Source organism: Oceanicoccus sp. KOV_DT_Chl (assembly GCF_900120175.1).
GTDB lineage: Bacteria > Pseudomonadota > Gammaproteobacteria > Pseudomonadales > Dasaniaceae > Oceanicoccus.
Genome location: NZ_FQLF01000002.1, coordinates 2,134,708 through 2,148,955, shown reverse-complemented (window position 1 = coordinate 2,148,955; position 14,248 = coordinate 2,134,708). Strand labels below are relative to the sequence as shown.

General features: G+C 45.1%; 13 protein-coding genes. 8 read left to right on the top strand and 5 right to left on the bottom strand.

The features are described 5' to 3' along the window. Nucleotides 1–30 precede the first annotated feature (30 nt). The gene (locus tag UNITIG_RS13910) at nucleotides 31–2,109 is read left to right on the top strand and encodes an EAL domain-containing protein (protein WP_101758921.1); all 2,079 of its coding nucleotides are present in this window, start codon (nucleotides 31–33) and stop codon (nucleotides 2,107–2,109) included. 33 nt (nucleotides 2,110–2,142) lie between these two features. Here UNITIG_RS13910 and serB read toward each other — a convergent pair whose 3' ends face one another. Then, nucleotides 2,143–3,375, bottom strand: a complete 1,233-nt coding sequence (gene serB, locus UNITIG_RS13905; RefSeq protein ID WP_101758920.1) for a phosphoserine phosphatase SerB — start codon at nucleotides 3,373–3,375, stop codon at nucleotides 2,143–2,145. 194 nt (nucleotides 3,376–3,569) lie between these two features. On the opposite strand from serB, the gene UNITIG_RS13900 reads away from it, so the two are divergent. The 4 genes from UNITIG_RS13900 (at nucleotide 3,570) to UNITIG_RS13885 (ending at nucleotide 6,179) form a co-directional block, all read left to right on the top strand. After that, nucleotides 3,570–4,868, top strand: a complete 1,299-nt coding sequence (locus UNITIG_RS13900; protein ID WP_101758919.1) for a hypothetical protein — start codon at nucleotides 3,570–3,572, stop codon at nucleotides 4,866–4,868. Nucleotides 4,869–4,882: 14 nt separating this feature from the next. After that, nucleotides 4,883–5,392 carry a DUF6653 family protein gene (locus tag UNITIG_RS13895; RefSeq protein ID WP_101758918.1) on the top strand — a complete coding sequence of 170 codons (510 nt, stop codon included), beginning with the start codon at nucleotides 4,883–4,885 and terminating at the stop codon, nucleotides 5,390–5,392. A 58-nt stretch (nucleotides 5,393–5,450) separates the two neighbouring features. After that, a complete protein-coding gene (locus tag UNITIG_RS13890) occupies nucleotides 5,451–5,723 on the top strand; it encodes a hypothetical protein (protein ID WP_101758917.1) in 273 nt (90 codons plus the stop codon). A gap of 90 nt (nucleotides 5,724–5,813) precedes the next feature. Continuing rightward, the gene (locus UNITIG_RS13885) at nucleotides 5,814–6,179 is read left to right on the top strand and encodes a DUF3703 domain-containing protein (RefSeq protein ID WP_200821293.1); all 366 of its coding nucleotides are present in this window, start codon (nucleotides 5,814–5,816) and stop codon (nucleotides 6,177–6,179) included. A gap of 58 nt (nucleotides 6,180–6,237) precedes the next feature. Here the strand turns inward: UNITIG_RS13885 and parC are convergent, their stop codons facing one another. Next, nucleotides 6,238–8,517 carry a DNA topoisomerase IV subunit A gene (gene parC, locus UNITIG_RS13880; RefSeq protein ID WP_101758915.1) on the bottom strand — a complete coding sequence of 760 codons (2,280 nt, stop codon included), beginning with the start codon at nucleotides 8,515–8,517 and terminating at the stop codon, nucleotides 6,238–6,240. Between the two features lie 224 nt (nucleotides 8,518–8,741). On the opposite strand from parC, the gene UNITIG_RS13875 reads away from it, so the two are divergent. Continuing rightward, nucleotides 8,742–8,990 carry a hypothetical protein gene (locus tag UNITIG_RS13875; protein WP_101758914.1) on the top strand — a complete coding sequence of 83 codons (249 nt, stop codon included), beginning with the start codon at nucleotides 8,742–8,744 and terminating at the stop codon, nucleotides 8,988–8,990. 17 nt (nucleotides 8,991–9,007) lie between these two features. On the opposite strand, the gene UNITIG_RS13870 is transcribed toward UNITIG_RS13875, so the two are convergent. Genes UNITIG_RS13870 through UNITIG_RS13860 form a run of 3 tightly spaced genes read right to left on the bottom strand, consistent with a single transcriptional unit; the run spans nucleotide 9,008 to nucleotide 11,875 of the window. Continuing rightward, the gene (locus UNITIG_RS13870; RefSeq protein ID WP_101758913.1) at nucleotides 9,008–10,663 is read right to left on the bottom strand and encodes an intermembrane transport protein PqiB; all 1,656 of its coding nucleotides are present in this window, start codon (nucleotides 10,661–10,663) and stop codon (nucleotides 9,008–9,010) included. Next, nucleotides 10,653–11,273 (bottom strand): paraquat-inducible protein A, encoded by a 621-nt coding sequence (locus UNITIG_RS13865; RefSeq protein ID WP_101758912.1) that lies wholly within the window; start codon nucleotides 11,271–11,273, stop codon nucleotides 10,653–10,655. The genes UNITIG_RS13870 and UNITIG_RS13865 overlap by 11 nt, the downstream gene beginning before the upstream one ends. Further along, nucleotides 11,273–11,875, bottom strand: coding sequence for a paraquat-inducible protein A (locus UNITIG_RS13860; protein WP_101758911.1), 603 nt, complete (start codon nucleotides 11,873–11,875; stop codon nucleotides 11,273–11,275). Before UNITIG_RS13860 ends, UNITIG_RS13865 begins: the two co-directional genes overlap by 1 nt. 166 nt (nucleotides 11,876–12,041) lie before the next feature. Between UNITIG_RS13860 and UNITIG_RS13855 the strand changes: the two genes are divergently transcribed. Together UNITIG_RS13855 and UNITIG_RS13850 are read left to right on the top strand one after the other, a co-directional pair. Next, complete coding sequence (locus UNITIG_RS13855; RefSeq protein WP_101758910.1) at nucleotides 12,042–12,827, top strand: transporter substrate-binding domain-containing protein; 786 nt, start codon at nucleotides 12,042–12,044, stop codon at nucleotides 12,825–12,827. 43 nt (nucleotides 12,828–12,870) lie between these two features. Next, nucleotides 12,871–14,241 carry a mechanosensitive ion channel family protein gene (locus UNITIG_RS13850; RefSeq protein ID WP_101758909.1) on the top strand — a complete coding sequence of 457 codons (1,371 nt, stop codon included), beginning with the start codon at nucleotides 12,871–12,873 and terminating at the stop codon, nucleotides 14,239–14,241. The last annotated feature ends 7 nt before the right edge of the window (nucleotides 14,242–14,248 follow it).

Below are 14,248 nucleotides of genomic sequence, written 5' to 3'. Positions count from 1 at the left end.
TTAGAACCCAACCCGGGTGCCGAAGGATTCATGGCCAGAAAAAGTACTATAAAATTATTATTAATTAATGAGTCAGACAACGAAGGCGAGCGCCTGGTAAGTTTGTTCAGAAATGCAGGTCGCGTTACCAGGGTACACCGCGCCACCTCCCCTGAAGATTTGCACAGCACGCTGGAAAAAGACCACTGGGACCTGTTAATTGCCAATGATAAGCATCCGGAGATTGCCGTTGAGCAATGCCTGGAACAACTCGCCAAATTATCCCTTGATTTACCTGCCATCGTTATCCGTGACGATAATATAGAAGCGGCACTGGAAGCCGGCGCCACCGACGTTATCAGTAGCGAACAAGACCAGCACTTGATTCATTCCGCGTTACGCGAACTACGCAACTTGGAACAACGCCGGGAACTCGCCAGCACACTCGATAAACTAAGTGATGCAGAAGCACGTTCTGAATTATTACTATCAGAGTCACAAGATGCTATTGCTTATGTCGCTGACGGCATGTTAGTCAGCTGTAATGACGTTTTTGGTGAACGTTTTGGCTATGACAGTATTGACGATCTGGATTGTGCTCCGGTAGTTGATTTAATTAGCGATGCTGATCAAGATAAATTCAAAGGGCTACTAAAAACACAAATCAACAATGGCAGTGGTAGCACCGACTTCAGCTTCACCGCCATTAAAAAAAGCGGCGAAAACTTTACCGCAGTAATGCAACTAAGCTGCGCAGTATTTGATGATGAAGACTGTATTCAACTTAGCATCAAAGAACACAGTAGCAATGCAAGTAGTCAGACTGTTGCCAATTTCGATCGTGATCCAGCAACTGGCCTCTATAGCCACGATTACTTCCTTTCACAACTGGACTCATCAAATAAACAAGCCGCTGCAGGAACCGGGCAAGCAGTCTTATTATTTATTGGCATCGATAAATTTACTGCACTACGCAGTCGTTTTGGCATTACTCAGGCTCACAATATCGTTTTAGACATTGCAAACTTTATTCAACAACATAGCGACAATGTTAGCTGTTTAGCACATTTTTGTGATGACGGTTTTACTATGCTAATAGAAGACAGCAGCACTGATAAAACCAAAAAATATGCTGACGATCTCTGTAGTAAATTCGCGCAGCACATTATTGAAATCGATGGACAATCGCTGCAATGCACAGCAAGTATTGGTTTATTAGATATAAACGGCCAACTACAACGTGACGCAAATGACCTCATTGATTTGGTATTTAATACCGCTGAGTCATTACGCGATGAAGATGGTACCGGTAATAGTGCCGAGGTTCACATACCCGTTCGTGAAAAGAAAACGCTCGGCGATTCATCCAATGATGACGAACTCGACAGTTTTCTTGAAGAAGCGCTTGAAGATTCTCGCTTCACGCTAAACTTTCAACCGGTAGTCAGTTTAAGAGGCTCCAGCGGCGGCGATCACTATGAAGTCACCACCACTATGCTAGGTGAAGACGGTGAAGCATTACATGCCAATCAGTTTTTACAAAACATGAATTTTGGCGGCGTAAATACTCGACTTGATCGCTGGATCATCCTGGAAGCCACCAAACAGCTAGCGTCAGAACTGGAACAGAATCATGCTACTCACTTATTCATTAATTTAACGGCTAACGCGCTACAAGATGAAAGCTTGATTCCATGGCTGGGCGTCGCATTAAAAGCAGGCGGCATAACACCGGGATCACTGATACTGCAATTTTTAGAAACTGATATTACCAACTACCTGAAGCCCGCCAAAATATTTTCTGATGCTATCGGCGAACTCGGCTGCAAACTTTCAATCTCCGGGTTTGGTAAAGCAGATGATCCCTTTAAAATCTTACAGCAAGTACATGCCAGCCATGTAAAAATAGCTGCCGAGTTTGCACAAGCGTTGCAAAATGGTGGCGATACACAATCGCTGAAAGCGATGGTTAGCAGTATCGGTGAAGAGGACGCCAAAGCCATCATCAGCGGGGTTGAAAACGCAGCCGCTTTAGCCCAGCTTTGGCAAATTGGCGTCGACTATATTCAGGGCTCGTATATGGCTGCACCTTCCAAAAAAATGGATTACGAGTTTACTGATATTGCTTAAGGGCTAGCACCACAAAGACTAGCAGCTGAACTTTCACGACTCGGGTTCCTGTTGCGGAGCGACATGGCGATCGCCAATCCCCAATAAATATAAAATCCCATCCAAACCTAACGTTGAAATGGATTGCTTGGCAGATTCTTTCACTATCGGCTTGGCATGAAAGGCAATACCGAGACCGGCAATACTCAACATCGGTAAATCGTTAGCGCCGTCACCAACGGCAATTGCCTGCTCTAAAGAAATCCTTTCCTGTGAGGCAATTTCCTGCAGTAATTCAGCTTTACGGTCACCATCAACCACCCGTCCAGAAACATTACCTGTGACCTTGCCATGTTCAATTTCTAACGTATTGGCATACACATAGTCAATACCGAGTTTATTTTGTAAATACTCGCCAAAATAAGTAAAGCCACCGCTGAGAATTGCCGTTTTGTAGCCCAGCTTCTTCAGGGTAGAGACCAAGTGCTCTGCACCTTCAGTAATAGGCAAATTGGCAGCAATACCCGCCAGCACTGACTCATCCAAACCTTTTAAGAGTGCGACTCGCGCTTTAAAGCTCTCAGTAAAATCAAGTTCACCCTGCATCGCCCGCTCGGTGATTGCCGCTACTTGCTCACCCACACCAGCAGCTTTGGCTAGCTCATCGATCACTTCGGTTTCGATCAAAGTAGAGTCCATATCAAACACTACTAAGCGGCGATTACGCCGGAACATATTATCTTCCTGAAAGGCGATATCGATATCAAACTGAATAGCCAGCTCCATCAACTGACTGCGAAAAGCGGCAATATCGGTAACCGCTCCGCGCACGGAAAACTCTACACAGGCTTTGTTTTGCTGCAGCACATCATCCAGCGCAATGCGCCCGGACAAGCGATCTATACGATCAATATTCAATTGATTATTGGCCACCACCGCCGTCACCGCTGAAATATGCTCAGCGGTAATCATCCGCGCCAGCAAGGTTATAATATGCCGTGGTTTGCCCTGTCCCGAAACCCAATGCTCGTAATCCTGCTCATTGATAGGGGAAAAACGCACCGTTAAACCCAATTCATGGGTACGGAACAAAATATCCTTCAGCAATGGCGACGACTCAGACGATGTTGGCACTTCCACCAAAATACCCAGCGACAGGGTGTCATGAATAACTGCCTGGCCAATATCCAATACATTCACATCATAGCTGGCTAGAATTTCTGTCACTGACGAGGTCAAACCCGGTTTATCATCCCCGGCAATGTTAATTAAAATAATCTCTTTCACACATTCATACTCAATAGCCAATAGCTAAGTCATTTGCACGCATAAAAAACGAGCAGGCCGACTGGTTTATGGGCGCTATTGTAACGGTAGCGGCCGATGGAACCAAATTACAACACAAACAAATCTCGCTTGGTTTATACTCAAGCTCAACGGCGATGCCATACACCACCCTTTTATCTAGTTAATAGCTGTTCATGCCAAATAATAAAATAATCCAGCGGTTTCTACAGGCCCCCATTGCGCAGAAAATCGCCCTGCTAACATCCGCATTAAGCCTCATTGCGGCACTGGTACTTATATTAGCCAGCTACCAGAGCAATCGGCAGCTAATAGAACATAGCAGCACTCTGTTTGGTGAAAGCCTATCGCAGCAACTTGCTAATGATGCCAGCAACCCGCTGGTTCAGGGCGATAAACTTAGCCTGCAATCCCTGCTTAACAAATTAGTAGAAAGCCCGTTGATCGTGCGCGGCGCTATTTACGACATTCAGAACCGTCCCGTTGCGGCTGCAGGAGCCTCCAAAGCCCGCGGCCAAACGCTATCAGCCTCCATCACCTTTCAGGATAGCATTGCCGGCTACGCCATTATTACGCTGGACACTAGCAGCCTTCACCAGCAAGCGTTCTCTCTGGCCTGGCAGTTGGTAATCCTCGCCATACTCTTGGCCGCTTTAGTTTTTTTATTAAGCTTGTTTTCAGCGCGTCAATTCAGCTCCGCACTGAAAGATTTACAGGTCATCGCCACCACCCCTTTAACACAGCGTCAGCGCTTACATTTCGCTTACCGTGGCAACGATGAAATCAGCCAGCTCGCTAATGCAATTATTAAGCAACGTACAACGCCGGCCACCGATGTCGAAACCCCGTCACCTCAGCCTGCAGCGATACCAGCGACGGTCGACGATGAAGCAATGCTACTGATTCAATTACAGGACTTTGATAATCTAAGACACAGCCACAACCCGTCACAATTAGCTGACATGCTAACGACTTTGCAACAGCAGCTAAACATGGTGGCAAAATTATATGACGGCTCCGTCAGTGTTGAGCGCAGTAATAGTTACTGTATTCGCTTTCACCCCAAGGATGGTGACAACTACCCCTTCAGGGCATTGTGCGCTGGCTATTTAATTTTATTATGGCGTGAACAGCATTATGTGCCACTGCAAATTAGAGCGGTGGTATCCCTGCTTGATGAAATCCAACGAGAAAAGTCACTGAATACAATTGACCATTTATTTCTACGACAAAAAAATATCAATGCCCTGGAGCAGGCGATTGGCAGCAGCCATCAATTATTAATTTTAAATAATTTAAATACCCATACCAGCGTAGTTAATAAGGCGAAATTTAATACCACTAAAGACAAGGTCATTTTAAGTAATTTAGTTGACCCTTATCAAGCGCTAATTAACAAGCAATTAACCACTTTAAATGCCAAACTGACAAAACAAACGACGGGGCAGAAAAAATCCAACTCACCCGTGCTTTGACTTAGAGGCGATCAATGGACTTCGCTAGACTTACCGAAAAACTGATGTCCATGGACGACTCCATCTGGGAAAGACATGCAAATCCCTGGAGTGTCTATACCCGGTTTACAATTTTACCTTTAATCTCGATCGCATTTTGGTCAAGAGAACTCATCGGACTATACTCAGTACTTCCTATCAGCCTTGCTTTTTTATGGGCATGGCTTAACCCACGGGTTTTTTCTGTTCCAATAACAACTAACAACTGGGCATCGATGGGAACATTTGGTGAACGCATCTATCTAAACCGCAAACATGTGCCCATACCCATGCATCATGTAAAGCCTGCAAAGCTTCTTCAAATTTTATCAGCTCTCGGCCTCCCCATTTTTATTTTTGGTTTATACAGTTTAAATTTTTCGGCTTTGTTGTTAGGCAACATCTGGATAATGGTCTTCAAATCGTGGTTTGTAGACCGCATGGTCTGGCTGTTTATGGATATGCAAAGTCGTGATTCGAATTACCAACGCTGGTTAAAATCGTAAAGCGTACAATTTTAATTTCAGGGTTAGCGGTATGACATCGTCACCCAAGAGAGATACTATGAAATTTTTATCGCTAGTGTATCTATCCTTTTTTCTCTGTGGCTGTGTCACAACATCAGCGGAACGCCTTCAACAGTCAGAAGATTACGAACGGCGTGCTGACGCCGCCAACAAGCAAGCCGAGTCTCATGGCCAATTGGCCGGAACACCAGAGAATATAGCAGGTATAAATAAAGCAAACGAGCAGGCAGTGTCATTTAGAAAATCTGCCAATGACGCAAAGTATAACGACACATGGCTTGATATTCTTTTATCAATATTCAATGATTAGCCGGAAGTACATCACCCGTATTACGCGATTGGCGTGAAGATTTTTCCGCCATTAACCAAGGCGACCTGATTTTGGCTATCGGAGAGCATAATGTCTAAATTTTCGAAAAGTATTGCACCGTTTGTAGCGATGGAAATTACCGCCGCCAAAAATTATCGCAACAGAGGTGATTTTGCTGTCGAATTTTCTCACCTTGAAAATGCCCACGTGTTAGGCCAAGAGTCGACCTATCATCATGTTAAAGTACATTGCTTGATGTTGCTGTGGGGTCTAAGGCAACGCCGGGTTGGTGAGATTGTTGGTCAATTAATAAGGATATTAGGCGCCGCTACCAAAACGGCTATTGGCTTTGTACCAACAGGTAATACGGGCGGCAGTAATATCAGCCCGTTTAAATCAATACCCATCAAGCCAGAGTTGTCAGCAATAATAAGCCGCGCCAAAGCAACTCAGTAATGCTAACTGCAGTACCCACGGCTCGGCGCTAAGCCGTCGGACTTTGGTAATACCCATACTATTCGGGCTTTTTAGCCTCTTTACTCACCACTTCCACCGCATCTACTTTCTGGAAGCCACGGGGTAATTTATGCCCTCGGCGGCCGCGCTCACCCAAATAATGATCCAGCTCACTAAACTTCATATTAACGTGACGCTTACCGGCGTAAACTCGCAATGTGTCAGTCTCGCGAAGTATCGCGACAGCAATCAAGTACTCTTCACGCGCCTGCACTCTCGACGCAGGAATACCAATAATTTTATTACCCTTACCACGCGCCATGGTCGGCAACTCCGATAAGGGGAACAATAACATCCGGCCTTCATTGGTAACTGCTGCGACAAAAGCACCATCAGTATGAGTACCGCCAACCATTCCTGGCTGTAATACTTGCCCGCCTTTCGGTAACGACAATGCCGCTTTACCCGCTTTATTTTTGGTTTGCAGATCAGCCAGCTTGACTACAAAACCATAACCGGCATCAGAGGCCAACAAATACAATTCGTCCTGGCCACCCATCATCAGGCCTTCAAAACTGGCACCTGAGGGCGAGTTAATACGACCAGTAAGTGGCTCTCCCTGACCTCGTGCCGATGGCAAGCTATGCGCACTGACGGTATAAGCCTTACCCCCAGAATCCAGAATAACCGCCGACTGATTAGATTTACCTTTCGCGGCCAGATGAAAACTATCACCTGATTTATAACTTAAACTTTGCGGATCAATCTCATGCCCTTTCGCCGAACGTATCCAGCCCTTAACCGATAACACTACGGTAACTGGTTCGGTGGTCATTAATTCTTCTTCGCTAAAGGCTCTTGCCTCTTCACGACTGACTATTGGCGACCGACGATCATCGCCATACTCTTCAACAGCAGCCAATAGTTCTTTGCGTACCAGGGTTTTTAGTCGACGCGGCGAGCCAATAATCTGTTCCAGATTTTCCTTTTCTTTTTCCAGTGCCTCTTCTTCTTCCTTGATTTTCATTTCTTCCAAACGTGCCAACTGACGCAATTTGGTTTCCAAAATATATTCGGCCTGCATTTCGACCAAATCAAAGCGCGCAATCAATTCTTGCTTGGGATTTTCTTCTTCACGAATAATGCGAATGACTTCATCTACATTGAGATACACGATCATCAATGCTGCCAATCGCATCAAGCGCTCTTCTACTTTTTGCAAACGGTGTTGCAAGCGACGCTTTGTTGTCTCGGACCGGAACAATAGCCATTCTGATAAAATTTTATCCAGCGTCTTTACTTCCGGCTTGCCGTCAATACCAATCATATTGAGGTTGACCCGATAGGTTTTCTCAAGATCAGTAGACGCAAATAAATGATTCATCATCGGCTCGACGTCTACACGATTTGAACGCGGGATGATAACCAGACGAGTCGGGCTTTCGTGATCCGACTCATCGCGCAAATCTGCGACCATCGGTAATTTTTTCGCGTGAATTTGCTGGGCAATTTGTTCCAAAACCTTGGCACCAGACACCTGATGCGGTAACGCGGTAATAACAATATCAGTCCCTTCTTTCTGCCACAGGGCTCGCATCCGAATACTACCTTTGCCCGTTTTGTAGATATTCAGGATATCTGCTCTGGGGGTAATAATCTCTGCGTCAGTTGGGAAGTCCGGCCCCTGGATATGCTCCATCAATTGTTCAATGCTGGCCCTGGGTTCATCTAACAAATGAATACAGGCGCTTACCACCTCACGCATATTGTGGGGAGGAATATCCGTTGCCATACCCACCGCAATCCCGGTAGTGCCATTGAGCAATACCGTTGGCACTTTTGATGGCAATACTTTGGGCTCATCCATAGTGCCATCGAAGTTAGCTTGCCACTCAACCGTGCCCTGACCCAATTCGGACAATAATAATTCCGCAAAGCCCGCCAGTTTCGATTCGGTGTATCGCATCGCCGCGAAAGATTTTGGGTCATCACTAGAGCCCCAGTTACCCTGACCATCAATCAACGGGTATCGGTAGGAAAAGTCCTGCGCCATTAATACCATCGCTTCATACACCGAGGTATCACCATGGGGGTGAAACTTACCAATTACATCACCGACGGTACGTGCCGATTTTTTGTATTTTGCCGCTGCCTTTAAGCCCAGCTCACTCATTGCATACACAATGCGCCGCTGCACTGGTTTCAAACCATCGGCAATATTAGGTAAAGCACGATCGAGAATAACGTACATGGAATAATCCAGATAAGCCTTCTCGGTGTAGGTTTTAAGGGAGATTTGTTCAACGCCATCGGCGGCGATATTGAACTGATCGGACATAATTTATACCGTTTTGTGAACTGTGAAATACTGCCGGATTATCCCTTATAAATCAGCTGGTTACTAGCGACGGATGGAAAAATACTGGCGCCAGTATAAGGGATTTCAGCGGCTCTTTAGTGGTAATTACCTAGATAAAATTTTGACTCCAAGACATATACTAGGAGTCAATTGATTGTCGGTAGGATACGGGCAAACCACTACCATTTTTCTCAGGAGCTGCCATGCAATCCAATGACAACGTAGTCCAGTTAAACGCGTTTAAGCGTGAATCCAATCAGGAAATTATTGATGATATCGGCGCTCGCGCCTTCCTGTTTCTACGTGACTCCGCCGAAGCCCAAGGCCTTGCCATAAAAGATGTCATTGTCGAACATATGATGGGGCTAGCGCTGGTTATGGCTGCCGTGGAAGGCAAACAGGAAACCCAAAAGATATTGGAAAAAATCAACGAGCAATTACACATCGCTTAAACTAACACTCCCACCCTCTATTCAGCGGGTGGGATATCTATTTTGGGCTGCCAGCTCAGCCACTCCTCATTCACTTCCGCCGCCAATGGAAACACAGCCCCCTCTTTAGCAAGCTCTCCCATCTGATCTTGATTCGGCGTCGCCAGCGCAATACCCCCCTCTAACATCGATTCTAATGAGCCAGTCCGAATTTTAGCTCCGGAAAATAAACCGACATCCAAACCAATACCGCTGGCATTCCAAAAGCGCGTATTGTCATGAATCAGCTGACGATAGCGTTCATCAATGTTGACATAAATCAGGACCTGACTCGCATCAGGGCCCAGCTCATAGCCCTTCACCTTGCCTACTTCAATATTGCGATAGGTCAACGCCACACCCTCGCGTATAGAGCCCAAGGTAGTGGCTTGCAACACTAAATTTAAACCTGTCGATTTGGCTTTTTCCAATGGCGAATTTAACGAGGCGACAAAATGATGCGTCTTTTCCCCTTTGCCCGGACTAACCGCGATGTACTGTCCCGTAACCAGCGTTTCCAAATTACGCGTTTTAGCCAAACCCAGCTCCGGTTTTACTAACCAAAAAACACTGTCTTTACGCGCAATTCGATTGCCCCCTTTAGTTAACACAGCACGCGCAGTCAAAGTCGTCAGGTCGTCGCTCAGTGTGACAGTATTAACTTCACCAATTGTCTGCCCTAAATATTTAATCACGGTGCCTTCGCTTACCGCCTCACCGGTATTAAATACCAATTCAATTGCCACTCCCCTATCCATTGCCGCAGCTTTATCCTCAAATAATTCAAATGCATCACCGGCGTTCACGGGCTTGCCACCGTTAGTTTCGTTGGGTTTGGAAAAAGTGATGCCGCCAATAAGTAGTGTCTGAAATGATTCCATATTAATTTTTATATTACCTAAACCGCCGCCAATCTGGAGTCCGCCTACCCGCCAAAAACGCGTATCTGTGTTAACTAAATGTTTGTATTCCTCTTTAATGTAGATATCAACCAATACACTATTACCATCATCCGCTAAACGAGTTTTCTCAACCATACCCACATTTATTTTTTGAAATAAAATCGGCGTGCCTTTTTCCAAGGAACTCGCCTGATCAGAACTTAATACTAAATTTATTCCTCCCATGTACTCAGGCTTGGGCGGCGCCTCTGCCAAGGCTAAATAATGGAATTTTTTCGGCTTTAACTCCCGAAGCGCGTCAGCCTTTAATTTTCCAGTCACATCGCCCAATTGAAAAGTGATGTATTTACCCGACACTAAAGTTTCCAAACCTGCAATCCTGGACAATGACACCTCCGGTTCTACCAACCAAAAAACTGTATCATGCTGCAAGGCCATTGCTGCTTTTTTGTTGACTTCAACAGCTACTTTTACTCCTCTCAAATCCTCTTTCAGCATCACTGACTTAACGACCCCCATAGTCAAGCCTTCAAAAATAAGCTCAGTCTCATGAGCTTTAATATCTGCCCCCCATGGAAATTCAATAATTATTTCTTCGCCCGCATTAATAATGCTTTTATAAACCAGCCATAACGCAACTAACACAGCAATTGCCGGCAACAACCAAACAATGGAAAGTCCACTTTTTTTCTCAATAGCAGCAGCCACTGGTACCGTTAAATTTTTATCTGAATTATCATTATTAGCTGTCATTTTCGTCCACCAAATCCCAAATTAGCCGAGCATCAAAAGCATTTGCCGCTAACATTGTCAGCACGACAACCGTAGCAAATGCAGTAGCACCTGTACCAGCATGAATAGTGGCCACCCCTCCCATATCGACCAGCGTAATTAAAATTGAAATCATAAATAAATCCAGCATAGACCAGCGCCCGATAAAATGAATATAGCGATACATCACCGTTGCTTGTCGCCGATTGATCCGCCAGCGCTGCTTAATCGCTAGCAATAACAATAACAACCCCAGCAACTTGAATAACGGCACTAACACACTGGCAATAAACACCAGCACAGCAATTGGATACATTCCCTCCTGCAATAGCGTTATAACACCAGATACAATGGTATCCGGGTGGCCACGTCCAAACATATCGACTGTCATCACTGGATAAATATTTGCAGGTATAAAGGCTGCCGCTCCGGCAATTAAATACGCCCATGTTTTTTGCAGACTATCGGGCAGGCGTGGGTGTAACTTACTTCTACAACGAGGGCAGTGATTTTGTTTATGGTCGGCAGCTACAGCAACTATTTTATAGCAGTGAATACAGAGTATTCTGCCTTGCGCAATACCGGTCGACATCAACTCTGCGCCTCCAGCATTTCAAACGCTTGCCTGGAATCAAAGCTTGATGATGCAAAAATTGCTGCTAACAACATCCCGGCGAAGCAATACATCCCCATACCAACATCGATGCCACCCATATCACTCATTTTTATATACGCCACTAATATACCCAGCATATACACTTCCAGCATCGCCCACTCGGATAAATGATGCCGCCACACAAGTAACTGAAGCGTTAACGCATGTTTTCTCTGTGTTTTTAACAGTATCGCGATAAGAAATAACAGACATAAATCCAGTAGCGGCACTACGATGCTGCATAACATTACCAGCAAACCCATCCACCAAAAACCACCGCTAAACAACTGCTGTACCCCCTGCAGCATAGTATTAGTCGCTGTTACCCCCATCATCTCGAAGGTCATTATTGGCATTAAATTGGCAGGTAAATAAAATAGTAAACCCGCAATAGCAAAAGCCTGCGTACGGTTAATCATATCTGGCTTATACTCTAGCAACACCGCGCCACACCGTGGACAGCAGGCTTTTTGCCCACTAGACAGGGACTCACAACTCATAAAACAATCACATTCGTGGCAGAGAACTTCAGTATGCATACCTGATACCTTTCGTTATGCTTGCTGGCATTTTATATAGTGCAGTATTAGCTAAACATTTACAGCCGTACAAATTTATCGCATATTGATCATAACTTTAGATTATAGCTACAGCTTTCATTATTTAACTGCGATATCGACCATCAAAAACAGGGATCATTGTATTATGAACAAGCCAAGAACCTGGATTAACTCGGTTACCTATACCATTCTAATCTCTATATTATTGCTAACATTACCAACTCTCACACTGGGTGACGACTCTCTCATTGTAGGTGTTAACCCTGAATATCCACCAATGGCATTTACTGTTAATGAAGAAATACAAGGGATTGAAATCGATACTGCGCGACAACTCGGCCTATTACTCAAGAAAAAAATAATATTTAAAAGCCTAGACTGGGACGAACTGATACCCGCGATACAAGCAGGCACAATAGATGTCATCATGTCAGGCATGAGTATTACCCCGCAACGCCAACAAAAAATCAACTTCACTGACACCACCATGGAAATAGGCCAAATGGCGATTATTCGCAGTAGCGATATCGTCAGGCTAAGCCAGCCCGCAGCGCTGCGCCAACCCGGCATTCGTATCGGCGTGGAAAAGAGTACCACGGGTGAACAATATGTCCGTCAAAATTTGCCCACCGCAATTATCAGTGGCTACGACACCCCTGAAGCAGGTCTTGCTGGCTTACGCCAACAGCAGATCGATTTTTTTATTCACGACGCGCCTACCAGCTGGCAACTGGCACAAATACCCAATCAAAATGACCTGATTGCGCTCTACCGTCCACTGACAACTGAATATTTAGCCTGGGGGGTAAATAAAAAGAATACTACGCTATTAACTGAACTCAATCAGGCATTAGTGCAATTAAAAAAAAGAGGTATCATCAATAATATTCAAGACAAGTGGATACCCATAAAAATTGAAGTAGGCCAATAACTTTGTCAACTTTTCCAACTCTTATTTTCAGGAACGTAAATCCATGCCGTATCGTATAGTTCACTTCAAATTTTTCTATTCTTTGTTTTATCTGTTGATCGCCACTTTTTTTAGCGCCAATGCGCTATGCTATGAGGCCACCACAACCGGCGATGCAACCATCGCTACGGAAGACCTGGAATTACTGGTACTGCCTTTATCTATATCTGAACTAGAGATTGAAGCCAATGCCTGGCAACAGTTGCTCAAGCAACACGTCACAAAGATTTCACAGGAACAAATACTCGCAAACAAACTTGGGCGTAGTGCCTCCAAACTCGACAAGTCACTTAATAGCAAGGACCCGGTTGCACAGCAAAATCTGACTGAAACACTCGACCTCACCAATAATAAAAAAGAGCAGCTAGCTGGCGAAATCACTCAAGGCGGCCTTGAACAAAGCGCCATCATCAACCGTTTAAATATCGTGTTAGCCGCCTGGGAAAAAAAAGGCGGCGACCCCAGTGAGCTTCGACTTTACGCAGACGCAGTCTCTGGTGTCAAAGTTGATATCTCCAATTCCTCAACAGCCATGCTGGCCATCACCTCCTGGATGAGATCAGAGGAAGGCGGCGTCTTACTACTGGAAAACTTTATAAAGTTTTTTGTCGCTATGGTGTTTGTGATTCTTTTAGCCAATCTCGCTACCAAGCTTGCTGACAGAATCTCTACCAGCAGCAAAGTATCTGTATTATTAGAATCTTTTATTAAAGTGGCAGCGCGACGTACCGTATTGATTATCGGTACTATCATGTCGCTGACTTTACTAGATGTCGATATCGGCCCAATGCTAGCGCTGATCGGTGCGGCAGGACTGGTAGTTGGTTTAGCCTTGCAAGGTACGTTGAGTAATTTTGCCAGCGGCGTACTGATTTTAATTTACCGTCCTTATGACGTGAGTGATGTGATTAAAGTGGGAAGTGTTACTGGCCAGGTTGACTCCATGACATTACTCTCGACCACCATAAAAACCTTGGACAACCAGCTAATCATGATACCTAATAACAGTGTCTGGGGAGATGCCATCACCAATATTACTGGCAGTAGCCAGCGCCGCATCGATATGATATTTGGCATTGCTTATAATGAAGACTTCGCAGTAGCAAAAAATATTTTACTCAATATACTAAACGATCACCCCATGGTATTAGACGAGCCGGAAGCACGCGTACGCGTGCACGAGCTGGCCGACTCTTCAGTCAATCTTATCTGTCGCCCCTGGGTAAAAACAGAAGACTACTGGGATGTTTATTGGGATGTCACTGAAACCGTTAAACGGGAATTTGATGCACAAGGAATTTCAATTCCTTTCCCGCAGCGGGATGTCCATTTATTTACTGCCGGCGAACTGGCTATTAAATCCAGCAGTACTTAAAAACAAC